The organism is Streptomyces sp. SP18CS02 (assembly GCF_036322365.1).
Lineage (GTDB): Bacteria > Actinomycetota > Actinomycetes > Streptomycetales > Streptomycetaceae > Streptomyces.
The window spans coordinates 475866-493890 of the sequence record NZ_JAQYXC010000294.1; the positions used below are offsets into that span (position 1 = coordinate 475866).

Annotated in this window: 17 protein-coding genes; 11 read left to right on the forward strand and 6 right to left on the reverse strand. The window is 71.9% G+C overall.

Annotation, left to right across the window (positions count from 1 at the left end):
• Nucleotides 1-11: 11 nt before the first annotated feature.
• Entirely contained in the window at nt 12-1259 is a 1248-nt protein-coding gene (hutI, locus tag PUR26_RS26440) for an imidazolonepropionase (RefSeq protein ID WP_329875748.1), read from the forward strand.
• A gap of 251 nt (nt 1260-1510) precedes the next feature.
• Nucleotides 1511-2386 (forward strand): LLM class F420-dependent oxidoreductase, encoded by an 876-nt coding sequence (locus tag PUR26_RS26445; protein ID WP_329875751.1) that lies wholly within the window; start codon nt 1511-1513, stop codon nt 2384-2386.
• Nucleotides 2387-2954: 568 nt separating this feature from the next.
• Here the strand turns inward: PUR26_RS26445 and PUR26_RS26455 are convergent.
• Nucleotides 2955-3851: an RNA polymerase sigma factor SigF gene (locus PUR26_RS26455; protein ID WP_329875753.1), complete on the reverse strand. Its 897-nt coding sequence runs from the start codon at nt 3849-3851 to the stop codon at nt 2955-2957.
• 226 nt (nt 3852-4077) lie between these two features.
• Between PUR26_RS26455 and PUR26_RS26460 the strand changes: the two genes are divergently transcribed.
• The gene (locus PUR26_RS26460) at nt 4078-4446 is read left to right on the forward strand and encodes an STAS domain-containing protein (protein ID WP_329875755.1); all 369 of its coding nucleotides are present in this window, start codon (nt 4078-4080) and stop codon (nt 4444-4446) included.
• 432 nt (nt 4447-4878) lie between these two features.
• Complete coding sequence (locus PUR26_RS26465) at nt 4879-5367, forward strand: ATP-binding protein (RefSeq protein WP_329875906.1); 489 nt, start codon at nt 4879-4881, stop codon at nt 5365-5367.
• A 601-nt stretch (nt 5368-5968) separates the two neighbouring features.
• Here the strand turns inward: PUR26_RS26465 and PUR26_RS26470 are convergent.
• Entirely contained in the window at nt 5969-7486 is a 1518-nt protein-coding gene (locus tag PUR26_RS26470; protein ID WP_329875757.1) for a peptide MFS transporter, read from the reverse strand.
• 477 nt (nt 7487-7963) lie between these two features.
• Between PUR26_RS26470 and PUR26_RS26475 the strand changes: the two genes are divergently transcribed.
• Both PUR26_RS26475 and PUR26_RS26480 read left to right on the forward strand, forming a co-directional pair.
• Nucleotides 7964-8641 (forward strand): response regulator transcription factor, encoded by a 678-nt coding sequence (locus PUR26_RS26475; protein ID WP_329875759.1) that lies wholly within the window; start codon nt 7964-7966, stop codon nt 8639-8641.
• A 141-nt stretch (nt 8642-8782) separates the two neighbouring features.
• On the forward strand, nt 8783-10057 hold the full coding sequence (locus tag PUR26_RS26480) for an ATP-binding protein (protein WP_329875761.1): 1275 nt from the start codon (nt 8783-8785) through the stop codon (nt 10055-10057).
• Between the two features lie 124 nt (nt 10058-10181).
• Here the strand turns inward: PUR26_RS26480 and PUR26_RS26485 are convergent, their stop codons facing one another.
• Nucleotides 10182-10700, reverse strand: coding sequence for a GtrA family protein (locus PUR26_RS26485; RefSeq protein ID WP_329875763.1), 519 nt, complete (start codon nt 10698-10700; stop codon nt 10182-10184).
• A gap of 136 nt (nt 10701-10836) precedes the next feature.
• Here PUR26_RS26485 and PUR26_RS26490 point away from each other — a divergent pair, with 136 nt between their 5' ends.
• The 4 genes from PUR26_RS26490 (at nt 10837) to PUR26_RS26505 (ending at nt 14966) form a co-directional block, all read left to right on the forward strand.
• A complete protein-coding gene (locus PUR26_RS26490; RefSeq protein WP_329875765.1) occupies nt 10837-11976 on the forward strand; it encodes a 5-(carboxyamino)imidazole ribonucleotide synthase in 1140 nt (379 codons plus the stop codon).
• A 19-nt stretch (nt 11977-11995) separates the two neighbouring features.
• Nucleotides 11996-12493, forward strand: coding sequence for a 5-(carboxyamino)imidazole ribonucleotide mutase (gene purE / locus PUR26_RS26495; RefSeq protein WP_329875908.1), 498 nt, complete (start codon nt 11996-11998; stop codon nt 12491-12493).
• Nucleotides 12490-13680: a dipeptidase gene (locus PUR26_RS26500; protein WP_329875767.1), complete on the forward strand. Its 1191-nt coding sequence runs from the start codon at nt 12490-12492 to the stop codon at nt 13678-13680. The genes purE and PUR26_RS26500 overlap by 4 nt, the downstream gene beginning before the upstream one ends.
• 191 nt (nt 13681-13871) lie before the next feature.
• A complete protein-coding gene (locus PUR26_RS26505) occupies nt 13872-14966 on the forward strand; it encodes a dipeptidase (protein WP_329875769.1) in 1095 nt (364 codons plus the stop codon).
• A gap of 201 nt (nt 14967-15167) precedes the next feature.
• On the opposite strand, the gene PUR26_RS26510 is transcribed toward PUR26_RS26505, so the two are convergent.
• Nucleotides 15168-15542 (reverse strand): VOC family protein, encoded by a 375-nt coding sequence (locus PUR26_RS26510; protein WP_329875771.1) that lies wholly within the window; start codon nt 15540-15542, stop codon nt 15168-15170.
• A 10-nt stretch (nt 15543-15552) separates the two neighbouring features.
• Entirely contained in the window at nt 15553-15915 is a 363-nt protein-coding gene (locus PUR26_RS26515; RefSeq protein ID WP_329875773.1) for a VOC family protein, read from the reverse strand.
• A gap of 91 nt (nt 15916-16006) precedes the next feature.
• Between PUR26_RS26515 and PUR26_RS26520 the strand changes: the two genes are divergently transcribed.
• A complete protein-coding gene (locus PUR26_RS26520) occupies nt 16007-16513 on the forward strand; it encodes a CGNR zinc finger domain-containing protein (protein ID WP_329875775.1) in 507 nt (168 codons plus the stop codon).
• Between the two features lie 27 nt (nt 16514-16540).
• Here PUR26_RS26520 and PUR26_RS26525 read toward each other — a convergent pair whose 3' ends face one another.
• Nucleotides 16541-17884: a UDP-glucose dehydrogenase family protein gene (locus tag PUR26_RS26525; RefSeq protein ID WP_329875777.1), complete on the reverse strand. Its 1344-nt coding sequence runs from the start codon at nt 17882-17884 to the stop codon at nt 16541-16543.
• Between the last annotated feature and the right edge of the window lie 141 nt (nt 17885-18025).

The window sequence follows — 18025 nt, forward strand, 5'->3', positions numbered from 1 at the left end:
CACTCCTCCACATGAACAGCGGCCCCGAGACCACGAACAACCCCCCGGCGACGGACGCCCCCGCGCACACGAACAGCGCGGTCGCGGCCACGGCCACCGTCATCACGAACATCGCCAGTCTGGTCACCAACGACCCCTCCCTCGGTGACGGATCCCCCCTCGGCCTGATCCAGGACGCGGCGGTCGTCATCGACGGTGACCGCGTCGCCTGGGTCGGTGAATCAAGCAAAGCACCAGCCACTGACAACCGGGTCGACGCCGGTGGCCGGGCCGCGATCCCCGGGTTCGTCGACTCCCACTCCCACCTGGTCTTCGCCGGCGACCGCACCGCGGAGTTCAACGCCCGGATGTCCGGGCAGTCCTACTCGGCGGGCGGCATCCGCACCACCGTCGCCGCGACCCGCGCCGCCTCCGACGCGGAGCTCGAGGCGAATCTCACGCGCTACCTCGACGAAGCGCTGCGGCAGGGCACGACGACGTTCGAGACCAAGTCCGGCTACGGACTGTCGGTCGAGGACGAGGCGCGCGCGCTGCGCATCGCCTCCCGCCACACCGACGAGGTCACCTTCCTGGGCGCGCACGTCGTCCCGCCCGACCACGCCGACGACCCCGCCGGCTACGTCGAGCTCGTCACCGGGCCGATGCTGGACGCCTGCGCCCCGCACGCCCGCTGGATCGACGTGTTCTGCGAGAAGGGCGCCTTCGACGGCGACCAGGCGCGCGCCATCCTCACGGCGGGCGTGGCGCGGGGCCTGCACCCGCGCGTCCACGCCAACCAGCTGTCGTACGGCCCCGGCGTCCAGCTGGCCGTCGAGCTCGACGCGGCGTCGGCCGACCACTGCACCCACCTCACGGACGAGGACGTCGACGCGCTCGCGAACGGCGACACCGTGGCGACGCTGCTGCCGGGCGCCGAGTTCTCCACCCGCGCCCAGTGGCCGGACGCGCGCCGCCTGCTCGCCGCGGGCGCCACGGTCGCGCTGTCCACCGACTGCAACCCGGGCTCCTCGTTCACGTCCTCCATGCCGTTCTGCGTCGCGCTGGCGGTTCGGGACATGGGCATGACCCCGGACCAGGCGGTCTGGTCGGCCACGGCGGGCGGCGCCCGCGCGCTCCGCCGCACCGACATCGGCCGCCTGGCCCCCGGCGCCCGCGCGGACATCGCCCTGCTGGACGCCCCCTCCCACGTCCACCTCGCCTACCGGCCGGGCGTACCCCTGACGTCCGCGGTCTGGCGGGCGGGCGTGCGGGTGTCCTGAGCTCTGACGGGGCGGCGCCGGCCGGTGCCGGACGTGCCGGGTCGGAGACAACGCCCGGCGGAGTGCCGGGCGTTGCCGCGGGGCCCTGACAGGCCCGGGGGCGGTGCCGTAGAATCCCGGAGCGCTTCCGGAGGAATCCCCGGAGCGCCTCCGGACGGCCGCGCTCGACGGCCTCCGCGCACACTCCACGCGATCCGCCACAGCCTGCCGGCCACCGGCAGGCTGTTCGGCATGCCCTGAAGGAGCACCTCATGAAGCTCGGTCTCACCTGTCCCCGTTTCCTGTGGAGCGGAGGGGACGCCGCCATCGCGGGGAGGTTCGCGGCGGCCGCGCGCGGTGCCGACGAGGCGGGGCTCGACAGCTTCTGGGTCATGGACCACTTCTGGCAGATCCCCAACTTCGGTGCCGCCGAGGACCCGATGCTGGAGGCGTACAGCGCCCTGTCCTACGCCGCCGCCCTCACCCGTCGCGTCACCCTCGGCACCCTGGTCACCGGGGTCACCTACCGGCAGCCCGGGTTGCTGGTGAAGCAGGTCACCACTCTGGACGTACTGTCCGGCGGGCGGGCGGTCCTGGGCATCGGCGCGGGGTTCCACGAGGACGAGCACCGGGGGCTCGGCTTCCGGCTGCCGCCGGTCGCCGAGCGGTTCGAGCGGCTGGAGGAGACGCTGCGGATCGCCAAGGGGATGTGGGGCGAGGGCGACGAGGCGTTCGAGGGGCGGCACTACCGGCTGGAGCGCACCCTCAACTCCCCGCAGCCCCTGAGGGCGCCGCACCCGCCCATCCTCGTCGGCGGCAGCGGCGAAAGGAGGACCCTGCGGCTGGTCGCCGAGTACGCCGACGCCTGCAACCTGTTCTTCGGCGCCGACATCCCGCACAAGCTGGCCGTCCTGCGGGCGCACTGCGAGCGTGTCGGGCGGCCCTTCGAGGCGATCGAGAAGACCCTTCACCTGCGCGTCCCGGACGGCCGGTCCGTGGAGGAGACCGTCCAGCTCTGCGGCGAGCTCGCCGGGCAGGGCATCGACCACGTCATCGTCGCCCTGCCGGACGCGGCCGCCGACTCCTCCCTCGCGCACCTCGCCGCGGTCGCCGCCCACGTCGCCGGGATCACCCCGGCCGGCCGCTGAGGGAGCCGCACAGACGGGCGCCCGTCCCCCGTCCCCCGGCCCCGGCGGAGGCCGTCGCCCCCACGGGCGCCCGTCACCGTCCGGCATGGCGGCCTGACCGTATGGACACGGCGAACACGGCGCCGTCGCCCCACGCGGCGACGGCCGCCTCGGCGCACACGGCGCACACGGCGCACACGGCGCACGCGGCGGGGCCGCTGGGACACGGCCGGGCCATCGGGCTGGGGGTGTCGGACTGTCAGGGGGGTCGTACTGCGGCCGGGTCTCGTCACCCGGGCCGGGGAGCTGCTGCGCGCGTGCGCGCTGTCGGCCTGGGAGTTCGACAACCTCGCGGCCGGGCAGGCGCCGTTCCGTCTCGACACCGCCGAGGAGTTCGCCTCGCCCGCCATCGACGTCGGTGAGGGGTACGCCGCCTACGAGGCGGGCCTGCGCGTGCGGTCGCCGAAGTTCCTCAGGAGGCGGTACGGCGGGACAGCGGTACGGGCGAGGGGCGACAGGGCGAGGGGCCCGTTCCTGACGGAACGGGCCCCTCGCCCTGAGGCGGCGGCGCCAAGAGGTGCTGCCGGGCTCATTCCTCCAGGGTCAGGCCCTTGCGGAGTTTGCCCAGCGTGCGGGAGAGCAGGCGGGACACGTGCATCTGCGAGATGTTGAGCTCCTCGCCGATCTCGGACTGGGTGAGTCCGGCGACGAAGCGCAACGAGAGGATCTGCCGGTCACGCGCCGGCAGCGAGGCGATCAGCGGCTTGAGGGACTCGATGTACTCGATGCCCTCCAGTCCGTGGTCCTCGTAGCCGATGCGGTCCGCCAGCGCGCCTTCGTTGTCGTCCTCCTCGGGCTGGGCGTCCAGCGAGCTCGCGGTGTACGCGTTGCTCGCGGCCATCCCTTCGAGGACCTCCTCCTTGCTGAGGCCGAGCCGCTCGGCCAGCTCGCCCACGGTCGGCGAGCGGTCGAGCTGCTGGGCCAGCTCGTCACCGGCCTTGGCCAGGTCGAGGCGGAGTTCCTGGAGCCGGCGCGGGACGCGCACGGACCAGGAGGTGTCGCGGAAGAAGCGCTTGATCTCACCGACGATGGTTGGCATCGCGAAGGTGGGGAACTCGACCCCTCGGGCGAGTTCGAAGCGGTCGATCGCCTTGATGAGGCCGATGGTGCCGACCTGGATGATGTCCTCCATGGGTTCGCTGCGGGAGCGGAACCGGGAGGCGGCGAACTTCACCAGGGCGAGGTTCAGCTCGACCAGGGTGTTGCGTACGTAGGCACGCTCGTGCGTGCCCTCCTCAAGGGTGTCGAGGCGGGCGAAGAGCGTCTTGGAGAGGGCCCTCGCGTCAAGCGGTTCGACCTTGTCGTACGGGGGGATCTCGGGCAGCGCGAACCGCTCGGGACCGTCGGTCGCGGTGTGGTGGGGCAGTGTCGACGACGCGTCCGGGGTACGCGCTTCGTCGAGCCGGGGTGACATGGTCTCCTCCATCGTTCTCGGCATATGGCCGCCGATGCCTCATACGTGTGGCTGCGGTGAGCGGCGCCTCCAAAGCCGGCCGTGTTGGTTGTGTCCCTACTAGCCCTACCCGGTCTACGCGGATCGTTGCAAGTGTCAATTGTTCTGTATGTCCGTATTGTACGGGAGTCCGACTACCGGCCGCCCGGCGGAGGGCGTACTGTTCTACCGACTCAACGGCACGGCGAAGAGGGGCGGCATGGACCGCGGGACGGTCGGCAGCGCTAATCAGGGCCGACTCAAGGTCGGCGTCCGGACGGAGGGTCGCAGCGAGATCCTTACGCCGGCGGGTGAGCTCGATCACCACACCGCCGAATTGCTGCGCGCCCCGCTGGAAGCCGCGATCGATCAGGGGCGCTCACGCCTCGTGGTCGACTGTTCGCAGCTTGTGTTCTGCGACTCCACCGGACTCAACGTGCTGCTCGGCGCCCGGCTGAAGGCCGAGGCGGCGGGGGGCGCGGTGCACCTGGCGGCCATGCAGCCCGTGGTGGCCCGGGTCTTCGAGATCACCGGTGCGGAAGCCGTCTTCACCGTGCACGACTCCCTGGAGTCGGCACTCGCCGGCTGAAAGCGCACGGGGCGGGTCTTCACCCCGCCCACCAGGGCCGTTGCGGCCCATAGAGGTCCCTGTCGCCCGTTTCTCCCGGCTCGTGGCGACAAAGCGGGTGTCTTTCCCGCCCTGTCGGGCAGAAGAACTTCGCAGCACCCCTGGGGGTCTGCAAAGGGCCCGCACGCTCTGTATCGATGTAATGGCGAACTGGTGAATCGGTGAGGTGATGCGCTGATGGGTACCCCCCAGCAGCATCCGCCGAGCGATCTCGGCCCCGAGCCGGACGGCTCCGGCACTTCCGGCGTTTCCCGGATCGGCGGCGCCACCGACGTGGTGGCCGGCGCCACGGGCGTCGCCGCCGTCCCGGGCGGGACGGGCGTCGTGAGCGGCGTGACGGGTTTCGTGGGTGAGGTCGACGCGTCGGGCGGTTCCGGCGGCTCCGGCGGCTCCATGGGGGCCCCGAGCCCCTCCGGAGCGTCCGGCTCCCCGGCCGGCGCGGGTGCCGCCGCCGGCTCCGGCGCCGTGTCCGACCGGCAGCTGCGCAGGCTCTCCCTCGGCAGCGCGAGCGGAATCGTTCCGCTCGCCCGGGACTTCACCCGTCAGGCCCTGTACGACTGGGGCTGGCTGCCGGCCGACGGCGCCGAACGGCGGGCCGCCGCCGAGGACGTACTGCTGGTCGTCTCGGAGCTGGTCACCAACGCCTGTCTGCACGCCGAAGGGCCGGAGGAGCTGCGCGTCTCGCTGGAGGCCAAGGTGCTCCGTCTCGAGGTCGAGGACCGGGGCGCCGGTCAGCCCGAGCCGCGCACCCCGCACCGCGCCGGACGCCCGGGCGGACACGGCATGTTCATCGTCCAGCGCCTCTGTCTGGACTGGGGGGTCATCAGGGACGACGACCGGCCGGGCAAGACGGTCTGGGCCGAACTGGCCTCCCCCGCGTAGCCGTCGGGGTCCGAGAGGTTCTTTGTGGAGCACGCCGATACGGCGTGCTCTTTGTCTTCCCCCGGCACGGACGGACTGATGAGGCGTCAGGAATCGCGACCGCCTCCGGTGAGGTGACCGCCATGTGCCGTACCGCCGGCGGACGGCTCTTGTGCCCGCGGTGCCGGAGGCCGGCTGGACGGTCCCGGTCCTGCTGCCGGCCGCGCCCGGTGCGGGAGAGCCCGGCAACGACGCCCTGAAGCCCGCCGTGGCCACCCGGGTGGCAGGCGCGGACAGCGGGGCCACCTCCCGGGGGCCCGGTCCGCCCGCCTCGCCGCCTGCCCTCGGCACGCTCGGCGGTAGCGCGCCGGACGCCGGACGCCGATCCGCCGGGCCGCAGGCCGCGCGCCCGCGCCACGGCCCGGTCGATGGCCCCGGAGGTGGCGACCAGGGCCGCGCAGGCCGCGCGCCCGCGCCACGGCTCGCCCGCCGTCTGCACCGCGCGTCCGCCGCGTTCCCCGCGTCTGCCTCGTGCGCCGTTTCCGCCGCCCCGGGACGGCGGAAGGGCCGCCCGTACCGGAAACCGGTGCGGACGGCCCTTGCCGACGTACGGGAGCGCGTGTCAGTGCACGTTGCCCATCAGCGCCTGGACTTTCTTGCGGTACATGAACACCGCCACACCGGCGGCGACCGCCAGGGACGCCTCCATGGCGATGATCCCGATGCCGTTCAGATCGACACCGGCCAGGGAGAGCAGACCGGTGGTGCAGTCGCCCGCGGTGACGGCGAGGAACCAGACACCCATCATCTGCGAGGCGTACTTCTGCGGCGCCATCTTGGTGGTCACCGAGAGGCCGACCGGGGAGAGGCACAGCTCACCGATGGTCTGGATCATGTAGATCGAGACCAGCCACATCGGGGAGACCTTGCCGTCCGAGGCCATGCCCATCGGGACGATGAAGATGAAGAACGACGCGCCGACCGCCACCAGGCCCATCGCGAACTTCACGATGGTGTTGGGCTCCTGGTTCCTGCGGGCCAGCCACAGCCACAGCCAGGCGAAGACCGGGGCCAGCGCCATGACGAACAGCGGGTTAAGCGACTGGTACCAGGTGGCCGAGAAGCCCAGGCCGAAGACGGTGTCCGCGGTCTTGCTGTCCGCGAAGAGCGACAGGGTCGAACCGCCCTGGTCGTAGATCATCCAGAAGATGGCGGCGGCCACGAAGAACCAGATGTAGCCGTTCATCTTGGACTGCTCGGTCGCCGACAGGTCCTTGTCGCGCTTGATGCGGACCAGCACCGCGACCGGGATGATCAGACCGGCGAGGGTCAGCGGGACCAGCGCCCAGTTCAGGGTGTACATCCCCAGGGCGACCACGGCGCCGTAGAAGACGGCCAGCACGACCACGGCACCCGTGATCCTGAGCAGAACGGTCCGGCGCTCCTCGGCGCTCAGCGGGTTCGGGACGATGTTGCTCTTCGGGCTCAGGTGGCGCGTACCGAGCAGGAACTGCAGCAGACCCAGGCCCATGCCGACCGCGGCGAGCGCGAAGCCGAGGTGCCAGTTGTGCTCCTTGCCGACCGTTCCGATGACGAACGGGGCGACGAAGGCGCCGAGGTTGATGCCGATGTAGAAGAGCGTGAAGCCACCGTCGCGGCGCGGGTCCTCCGGGCCGTCGTACAGGTGACCGACCATCGTGGAGATGTTGGCCTTCAGCAGGCCCGAACCGGCGGCGACGAGCACCAGACCGACGAAGAACATCGCCTGACCGGGCAGGGCCAGCGCGAGGTGACCACCCATGATCACGAAGCCCGCGATCGCGACCGTCTTGCGGGCGCCCCAGACGCGGTCGCCGAACCATCCGCCCGGCATGGCCATCAGGTAGACCATGGAGACGTAGACGGAGTAGATGGCCGTGGCCATCGCCGCGGTCATCGCAAGGCCGCCGCCCTGGCTGCCGGTGGCGGCGTCGGCGCCCCCGGAGACCAGGTAGTACACGAGAAGGGCGCGCATGCCGTAGTAGCTGAAGCGCTCCCACATCTCGGTCAGGAAGAGAGTGGCCAGGCCGCGGGGGTGGCCGAAGAAGGTCTTCTCCGCACCAGGGGTACTGGCCGAGTCCTTCGTCAGGCTTGACGCCATGGTCGATCCTTGCTTGCTCGGGACGCGTCGCTTCGTGAGCGGTACGCGCCCGGTGGGGTGCGGGCCGGCACCGGCGCGCACGACCGCCCCACCCGCGCCCGAGGGGGGTCCGCCGCGTACGCGGCGGGGGGACGGTCAGCGCCGGGATCCACGCCCCGGACGCAACGTCGCGCCACGGAGCCCGGCCCAGAGGTCATTCACTGCCTCAAGGCTGGCAGAGCCGACCTTGCGCAGAAAAGAGACCCTTGGCGCTCGAATCGGGCCAAAGGTCCCTGAGTAGTGCATCAGGCGTCTCGCCACCATACGACACGACAGTGCCGTATATGGAAGGACTTGAGAGATGGATCACAGGTTTCACTGGAACCGCCGGAGCAGATTCGAAGGTCATCACCAGGATGGCATCCCATACCCGCAGGCTTTGACGATCTTGAGCGAAGGGCGCGGCGACGGCCGCCCGGTGCGGACTACCATCACCCCATGACCCGTGTACTGCTCGCCGAGGACGACGCATCCATCTCGGAACCGCTGGCCCGCGCCCTGCGGCGGGAGGGGTACGAGGTCGAGGTGCGCGAGGACGGGCCCACCGCTCTCGACGCCGGCGTCCAGGGCGCCATCGACCTCGTCGTGCTCGACCTCGGGCTGCCCGGCATGGACGGCCTCGAAGTGGCCCGGCGACTGCGTGCCGAGGGCCTCACCGTGCCGATCCTCGTCCTGACGGCCCGCGCCGACGAGGTGGACACCGTGGTCGGCCTCGACGCGGGCGCCGACGACTACGTCACCAAGCCGTTCCGGCTCGCCGAGCTCCTCGCCCGCGTCCGGGCGCTGCTGCGGCGCGGCGCCAGCGAGCCCGCGCCGCAGCCCTCGACCCACGGGGTGCGCATCGACGTCGAGTCGCACCGCGCCTGGATGGGCGAGGAGGAGCTCCAGCTCACCGCCAAGGAGTTCGACCTGCTGCGGGTCCTGGTCCGGGACGCGGGCCGGGTCGTCACCCGCGACCAGCTGATGCGCGAGGTCTGGGACACCACGTGGTGGTCGTCGACCAAGACCCTCGACATGCACATCTCCTGGCTGCGCAAGAAGCTCGGGGACGACGCCGCGAACCCGCGCTTCATCGCCACCGTCCGCGGTGTGGGCTTCCGCTTCGAGAAGAGCTAGGTCCCCAGGGCCGCTCGTCCGGACCGCGCCGGCCTGGTCCGGACGGAAGACTCCCGGCCGTGACGTCCCGCAGCGGGCCGTCGTCGGGCCGTCCACCGCCGGGGCCCCACCGCTTCCGGTACAACCCGCCCGGAGGGCACCGTGCGTCGTCGGCTGATCAACTCCACGCTCGCCGTGGTGCTCGTCGTCATCGCCGTCTTCGGGGTCTCCCTCGTCATCGTGGAGACCCGCACCATCAGCAGCAGTGCCCAGGAGAGCGTGGACTCCGAGGCGCTCCGGCTGGTCAGCATCGTCGACAGCCGGCTGATCGGCGGGGAGCCGGTCAACCCCGACATCCTGGCCGAGCAGAGCGGCGCCAAGCGGTACGCCATGATCGAGATCCCCGGCCGGGCCCCCATCGAGATCGGCGCGCGTCCCGACGACAGCGTGATCCGGGGCACCGCCCACGGCGAGCGCGGCGAGACCGTCACCGTCGAGGAGTCCCGCTCCTCGATCACCCGTGAGGTCGGCCGGACCCTGCTGATCATCGGCGCGGTGGCGCTGCTGGCCGTGGTGGCCGCCGTCCTCCTCGCCGTACGTCAGGCCAACAGGCTCGCCTCGCCGCTCACCGACCTCGCGGAGACGGCCGAACGGCTCGGATCGGGCGACCCCAGGCCCCGCCACAAGCGGTACGCGGTGCCGGAGCTGGACCGGGTCGCCGACGTCCTCGACGCCTCCGCCGAGCGGATCGCCCGGATGCTGACGGCCGAACGGCGTCTGGCCGCCGACGCCTCGCACCAGCTGCGCACGCCCCTGACCGCCCTGTCCATGCGGCTGGAGGAGATCACGGTCACCGACGACCTGGACACCGTGCGGGAAGAGGCGACGATCGCGCTCACCCAGGTGGAACGGCTGACGGACGTCGTGCAGCGGCTGCTCACCAACTCCAGGGACCCGCGCACCGGCTCGGCGATCACCTTCGACCTCGACGAGGTGGTCAAACAGCAGATCGAGGAGTGGCGCCCCGCCTACCGCAGCGCCGGGCGGGCGATCGTACGCTCCGGCAAGGTCGGCATGCGGGCGGTCGGCACGCCCGGCGCGGTCGCCCAGGTGCTCGCCGCGCTGATCGAGAACTCACTGATGCACGGCGGCGGCACGGTCGCCCTGCGCACCCGCGTCACCGGGAACCAGGCGGTCATCGAGGTCACCGACGAAGGCCCCGGGGTACCGGCGGACCTGGGGGCGAGGATCTTCGAGCGGACCATCAGCGGCCGCAACTCGACCGGCATCGGGCTCGCGGTCGCCCGCGACCTGGCCGAGGCGGACGGCGGACGGCTGGAGCTGCTCCAGCAGCAGCCGGCGGTCTTCGCCCTCTTCCTCAGCCGGGAGGCGCGCAGCCGCAAGGACAAGGACGACGAGCACCGTCCGGTGCGCTAGGGAGTGCCCTCCCGTCGCGTCGTCCGCCGGACCGACCCCGCTCACCGATCCGGCCCGATCCGGACGGAAGGCCCCGGACGGAAGACCCCGGGCGGTGTCGTCCGAGGCCGTGCGGACGGCCGGGTCAGCGCGCGTTCTGGCCGGCCGGGGCGGCCGGCTCGTGGCGGCGCTGCTCCAGGAAGGACTCGGCCGTCTGCACGGCCTCGCGGGCGGGCAGCGCCCGGAAGACCCAGGTGCGGTAGGACCAGAAGCGGAACAGGGTGGCGACGCCGATGCCGAAGAACTTGAAGAAGTTGCTCTGCAGCGGGGTGTCCCAGCCGAACCCGTACGTCGCGGCGTACAGCACGCCGTTCTCGATCACCAGTCCGACCAGGCTGAACAGCAGGAAGAGGGTGAGTTCCTTGGTGCGGCCGCTCTTGTCGCGGTCCTTGTACGTGAAGTAGCGGAAGCCCACGTAGTTGAAGACGATGGCCACGACCGTGGCCAGCAGGCTGGCCCGCACGACCGGGACGTCCGTGGTGTGGCGCACCAGGTTGAAGACCGCCATGTTGACCAGCAGGCCCAGACCGCCGATGAGGCCGAACTTGGCGATCTCCCGGGCGAGCTGGTCCAGCCGCACACGCAGTGCGCCGCGTTCACTCATGGTGGTCTCTGGCCCCGTCCGGTCGGTTCGGTCAACCAAGCCATGCTAACCACCACTCGTGCGGGGCGCTCGCGGGAGCCCCGGCGGTGTAGCAGTGCTGTGACAGGCCCACCGGGCGGGCGGATACCCTGGGAGAGTGACGTTCCCGGTAGTCGGCATGGTCGGTGGCGGTCAGCTCGCCCGTATGACCCACGAGGCGGGCATCCCCCTCGGCATAAAGTTCAAGCTCCTCAGTGACACCCCGCAGGACTCCGCGGCCCAGGTGGTGAGTGAGGTCGTCATCGGCGACTATCGCGACCTGGACACGCTGCGTGAGTTCGCTCGCGGCTGCGATGTGATCACTTTCGATCACGAGCACGTTCCGACCGAGCACCTGCGGGCCCTGGAGGCGGACGGCATTCCCGTCCGGCCGGGGCCCGACGCGTTGGTGCACGCCCAGGACAAGGGGGTGATGCGCGCGAAGCTCGACGCGATCGGCGCGCCCTGCCCCCGGCACCGCATCGTGGCCGACCCGGCCGACGCGGCGGCCTTCGCCGCCGAGGTGGGCGGCTTCCCCATCATCCTCAAGACGGTGCGCGGCGGGTACGACGGCAAGGGCGTCTGGTTCGTGCGCTCCGAGGCCGACGCCCGTGACCCGTTCCTGGCGGGCGTCCCGGTGCTCGCGGAGGAGAAGGTCGACTTCGTCCGTGAGCTGGCCGCCAACATCGTCCGCTCGCCGCACGGCCAGGCCGTGGCGTACCCCGTCGTCGAGTCGCGGCAGGTCGACGGCGTCTGCGACACGGTGATCGCCCCCGCGCCCGGCCTCTCCGAGGAGCTGGCCGGCCAGGCCCAGGAGCTGGCCCTGCGGATCGCGAAGGAGCTCGGCGTCGTCGGGCACCTGGCGGTCGAGCTCTTCGAGACCCGCGACGGCCGCGTCCTCGTCAACGAGCTCGCCATGCGCCCGCACAACTCCGGCCACTGGACCCAGGACGGCGCGATCACCTCGCAGTTCGCCAACCACGTCCGCGCCGTGCTCGACCTCCCGCTCGGCGACCCGCGTCCGCGCGCGACGTGGACGGTCATGTGCAACGTCCTGGGCGGGGACTACCCTGACATGTACACGGCCTACCTGCACTGCATGGCCCGTGACCCGCAGCTCAAGATCCACATGTATGGCAAGGACGTGAAGCCCGGCCGCAAGGTGGGGCATGTCAACACCTACGGCGACGACCTGGACGACGTGCTGGAGCGCGCCCGCCACGCCGCCGGCTACCTGCGAGGAACGATCGTTGAGTAATCCACTGGTGGGCATCGTCATGGGCTCGGACTCCGACTGGCCCGTCATGGAGGCCGCGGCCCAGGCGCTCGACGAGTTCGAGATCCCCTACGAGGTCGACGTCGTCTCCGCGCACCGGATGCCGCGCGAGATGGTCGCCTACGGCGAGCAGGCCGCCGGCCGCGGCCTGAAGGCGGTCATCGCGGGCGCCGGCGGTGCGGCGCACCTGCCGGGCATGCTCGCCTCGGTCACCCCGCTGCCGGTCATCGGCGTGCCCGTCCCGCTGAAGTACCTCGACGGCATGGACTCGCTGCTGTCCATCGTCCAGATGCCGGCCGGCGTCCCGGTCGCCACCGTCTCGGTGGGCGGTGCGCGCAACGCGGGCCTGCTGGCGGCGCGCATCCTCGCGACGTACGACACCGAGCTGCTGGCGCGGATGCGCGAGTTCCAGCAGGAGCTCAACGACCAGGCCACCGAGAAGGGCAAGCGACTGCGCGCGAAGGTCGAGGGTTCCCCGTCGTTCGGGTTCGCCAAGTGACGGCGGCCGCGTTCGACGGGGAGGCCCGCGAGCTGCTGGCCTCCTTCCCCGTGGCGGACGGCCACAACGACCTGCCCTCGGGGCTGCGCAACAAGGCCCGCTACGACCTGGACCGGCTCGACATCGCGGTCGACCAGACCGGGCGGCTGCACACCGACATCCCCCGGCTGCGGGCGGGCGGGGTCGGCGCCCAGTTCTGGTCGGTCTACGTCCGCAGCGACCTGGCGGGCGACGAGGCGGTCAGCGCGACCCTGGAGCAGATCGACTGCGTCGACCAGCTGCTCGCCCGCTACCCGTCGGACCTGGCGCCCGCGCTGACGGCCGACGACATGGAGGCGGCGCGGGCAGCCGGGCGCATCGCGTCCCTGAAGGGCGCCGAGGGCGGCCACTCCATCAACAACTCGCTGGCCACCCTGCGGGCGCTGTACGCGCTCGGCGTGCGCTACATGACCCTGACGCACAACGACAACACCGCCTGGGCGGACTCGGCGACGGACGCGCCGGGAGTCGGCGGCCTGTCGCCGTTCGGCCACGAGGTCGTCCGTGAGATGAACCGCCTCGGCATGCTGGTGGACCTCTCGCACGTCGCGGCCACGACCATGCGGGACGCGCTGTCGACCTCCGAAGCGCCGGTGATCTTCTCCCACTCGTCCGCCCGGGCGGTGTGCGACCACCCGCGCAACATCCCGGACGACGTGCTCGCCCTGCTGCCCGCCAACGGGGGAGTGGCCATGGCCACCTTCGTACCGAAGTTCATCCTGCCGGCGGCGGTGGAGTGGACCCGGCGGGCCGAGGAGAACATGCGCGCGCACGGTCTGCACGGCCTGGACACCACGCCGCAGGCCATGCGGATCCATGAGGCCTTCGAAGCGGAGAACCCCCGCCCGGTCGCCACGGTCGCGACGGTGGCGGACCACCTCGACCACATGCGCGAGGTCACGGGCATCGACCACATCGGCATCGGCGGCGACTTCGACGGCACGGCGTTCACGCCCTCGGGCCTGGAGGACGTCTCGGGATACCCGCGCCTGATCGCCGAACTGCTCTCCCGGCACTGGTCCCACGCCGACATCGCCCAGCTGACCTGGAAGAACGCGGTCCGGGTGCTGCGCGACGCGGAGACGGTCGCGGCCTCCCTGGCGGGCCGCGCCCCGTCGAACGCCACGCTCGGATCCCTGGACGCCTGACCGCAGCGGTCGGTCCCCGAAGGCGCCCGCCAGGCCCCGGGGCGGGCGCCTTCTGCGTGGCCCGGGCGAGGCCGCCCCGGCCAGGCCCGCACCCGGCGGGGCATCACCCGGATGCAGTACGTCTGCGCGAACTCGTGGACGGATCGTGCGAGCGTGGGCCCATCGGCTCGCACCGCATCCCCGGAGCCCTCATGGCAGATCTTCAGGATCATCCCTACGTCGCACCCGCCGCACCCCTCGCGGTCGGCGAGCTCGACGATTCGCCGAGCGGCGCCGAGGCGCCCGCCGCGGCCGAGGTGGACATCGAACGGGCCCGAGTGCTCCTCGCGGCGCAACTCGTCGTCGACGGGCACAACACGCTGGCCCAGGAGCTCGACCGGACGCTCTGGCACGACCTGGAGCACGGGGCGAGTTCCCTCGACACCGACATCCCCCGCATCCGCGCCGGCGGCGTCGGCGCCCAGTTCTGGTCGCTGCACGTCGCGCCGGACGAGGCGGGCTCCACCGAGCGGGCCGTCAGCGGCACGCTGGAACGCATCGACGCCGTGCGGACGCTGATCGCTGCCTGCCCCGAGGCCCTGCGGCTGGCCCTCGACGCCCGCCAGATGACCGAGGCCCGGGACTGCGGACGGATAGCGTCCCTGCTCGGGCCCGTCGCCGGCACCGCGCTCGGCGACTCGCTCGGCACCCTGCGCGCCTACCACGCCCTCGGCGTGCGCAGCGTCAGCGTGGCCGGTACCCGGTGGACGGCGGGCGGTCTCACCGCCTTCGGCGAGGAGGCGGTCCGGGAGATGAACCGGCTCGGCGTCCTGATCGACCTCTCCGGGGCCTCCGCCGCCACCATGCGCCGCGTCCTGGAGGTCACCAAGGCACCGGTCATGCTCTCCCGCTCGGCGGCCGGGGCGCTCACCGGTCACCCCGCGAACGTCGCCGACGACGTCCTGCGCCTGCTGCGGGCCAACGCCGGCGTGTGCATGGTGAGCTTCGCCCCCGACCAGGTCGTCCGCGAGGGCCCGGCCACACTCCGGGACGTCGCCGACCACGTCGAGCACGTCCGCGAGGTCGCCGGCCCGGAGTGCGTCGGCCTGTCCGGGTCGTACGGCGCGGCCACCGACGCCCCGCACACCATCGGCCTGGAAGACGCGTCCTGCTACCCCAATCTGCTGGCCGAGCTACTGCACCGGGACTGGCAGGAGGCCGATATCGCCGCGCTGACCTGGGGAAACGCGGCGCGTGTCGTACGCGAGGCGGAGGGTGTGGCGCGCGAGGCGCCGTACGGGACGTGACGCCCGCGGCGGTGGCCGCGAGGGGTGCGCCGCTGCCCGGCCGCCCGACGGCGTACGACCGCCGCCCGGCGGGTGCGACATGGCCGTACGGCGGCCGGCGGCGCGGTCCGTACAGCGGTCACGTACAGCGGTCACGTACAGCGGTCGGTGGCGTCCTCGTGGCGGACCGGCCGGCGCCCGGCTCCGCGCGATGGACCCTGGTCAGGCGCGGCAGAGGCAGAACGGGTGCCCGGCCGGATCCGCGTACACCCGGAATCCCCGCTCACCGCCGTTGTCGTCGATGTCCAGCGGTCGCGCGCCCAGCGCCAGGACCTGTTCCTGTGCGGAGTCGATGTCCTCGACCGTGAGGTCGAGATGCAGCTGCTGCGAGTTGTCGTCGGCCCGCGGCCAGTTCGGCGGGCGGAGCTCCGGAGCCCGCTGGAAGGCGAGCCGCCCGCCGTCGGCCAGGCGGAGTTCGACCCACTCGCCGTCGGGGTCGTCCTTGATGTCCCCGCCGAGGACGGCGGCGTAGAAGTCGGCGAGCACGCGCGGATCGGGGCAGTCGATCGCGGTCAGGGTGAGTGTGGCGAATGCCATGAATCCCTCCTCAGCAGGCGCAGAGGCAGAACGGGTGCCCCGCGGGGTCGGCGTACACACGCCAGGAGCGTCCCCGGTTGTCCGTGTCCAGCGCCTTGGCGCCGAGGGCCAGGACCTGTTCCTCCGCCTCGTCGAGGTCGTGGACGGTGAGGTCCAGATGGAACTGCTGCGTGCCGTCGTGGAAGGAGTACCGGGGCGGGACGAACCCGCGGGCGGCCTGGAAGGCGAGCGGAGTGCCGCCGTGCCCGATCAGGTCGACCCAGCCGTCCGGGCCGTCCTCGGCGCAGCCGCCCAGCAGCTCGGCGTAGAAGGCGGCGAGCGCGTGCGGATCAGGGCAGTCCAGGACCACGGTCCCGAGCCTGGCGATGGCCATGGCCAACTCCTCTCGCGATGTCGTTACCGCTTGAGCAGCTTAGTCGGTAACTGTTACTGCATGCGGCCGGACAGGGGGTAACGTCGCGACCATGATGGAAAGAGCGCCGGCGCCGGGAGGACTCGCCCTGATCGAGGCCCTGGTGAACTCGCTGCACATCGAGACGCGTGTCGACTCCCTCGACACGCCGACCGGTCGCGCCGCCCTCGGACTGGCTGAGGGGGAGGTGCCGGCCGCCCGTGAACTGCGCGAGGCGCTGCGCGTCGCCTGCCTCGCGCACGCCGGCCACCCGCCGCACGGTACGACGACTCCGCTGGCCGACCTGCTGGCCGAAGCCCCGCTCGTGGTGACCGTCGACGACCGGGGCGCGGCGGGTCTGCGCCCGGCGGCCCCGGACAGGCTCGTCTCGCGTGTGGCCGAGGCGATCGCGACGGCGTCCGCGGACGGCAGCTGGGCGCGGCTCAAGGCGTGCCAGGCACCCGACTGTCACTGGGCGTACTACGACCGCAGTCCGGGCGGCCGGAGCCGCTGGTGCTCCATGTCGGTGTGCGGCGCCCGCGCGAAGATGCGCACGTACCGCGCCCGCCGGAACCCGTAGGGGCGGCGGGGGCGGCGCGGACGCCCGTCAGGCGCGCGGGCGGCCCATCGCGCGGTAGGTCCAGCCCGCCTCACGCCAGCGCACCGGGTCCAGGGCGTTGCGGCCGTCGAGGATGATCCGCGCCGTCGCGACCTCGCCCAGCTTCTGAGGGTCCAGCTCCTGGAACTCGCGCCACTCCGTCAGGTGCAGCACCACATCGGCGCCCCGCACCGCTTCCAGGGCGCTGTCCGCGTAACCGAGCGTCGGGAACAGCCGGCGGGCGTTGTCCATGCCCTTCGGGTCGTAGACCGTCACCTGGCCGCCCTGCAGGTGGATCTGCCCGGCGACGTTGAGGGCAGGGGAGTCCCGTACGTCGTCCGAGTCCGGCTTGAACGCCGCGCCGAGCACCGCGACCCGCTTGCCCAGGAACGAGCTGTCGCCGAGCGCCTCGCGGGCCATGCCGACCATCTGGCCGCGCCGCCGCATGTTGATGGAGTCGATCTCGCGCAGGAAGGTCAGCGCCTGGTCGGCGCCCAGTTCGCCCGCGCGTGCCATGAAGGCCCTGATGTCCTTCGGAAGGCAGCCGCCGCCGAAGCCGATGCCCGCCCGCAGGAACTTCGCGCCGATCCGGTCGTCGTGGCCGATCGCCTCCGCCAGCTTGGCGACATCGCCGCCGGCGGCCTCGCAGACCTCCGCCATGGCGTTGATGAAGGAGATCTTCGTGGCCAGGAAGGAGTTCGCGGAGGTCTTCACCAGTTCCGCGGTCGGGAAATCGGTCACCACGAAGGGCGACCCCTCGCCCATCGGCGTGGCGTACACCTCCCGCAGCAGCTTCTCGGCGCGCTCGGAGGCGAGGCCCACCACGATCCGGTCGGGGTGCAGGGTGTCCCGCACGGCGAAGCCCTCACGCAGGAACTCCGGGTTCCAGGCCAGCTCCGCGTCGGCGCCCACGGGTGCCAGGGCGGTGAGCAGCCCGGCCAGTCTCTCCGCGCTGCCGACCGGCACGGTCGACTTGCCGACCACCAGCGTGGGCCGCTTCAGATGCGGGGCCAGGGAGCCGAACGCGGCATCGACGTAACTCATGTCGCAGGCGTACTCGCCGTGCTTCTGCGGAGTGTTCACACAGACGAAGTGGACGTCGCCGAATTCCCCGACCTCCTCCCAGGAGGTCGTGAACCGCAGTCGGCCGGTGGAGCCCTCGATGCCCGCCACGTGCTTGCGCAGCAGCTCTTCCAGTCCCGGTTCGTACATCGGGACCTTGCCGGCCGAGAGCATTTCGATCTTCTCGGGTACGACGTCGAGGCCGAGGACCTCGAAGCCCAGTTCCGCCATGGCCGCCGCATGGGTGGCGCCGAGATATCCGGTGCCGATCACGGTGATCTTGAGGGCCATGCGGTGCTCCATCGACGTACGGGCTCGGAAAGCGAGCCTGCGGGCTCGGAATGCCTGCCCGAGCATAGTCGGGCCACCGCGGGGGCATGGTTTCCGCTGTCATCAAGCTCACGTATGCCTGACCGGGTCGTGGCCTCTAAA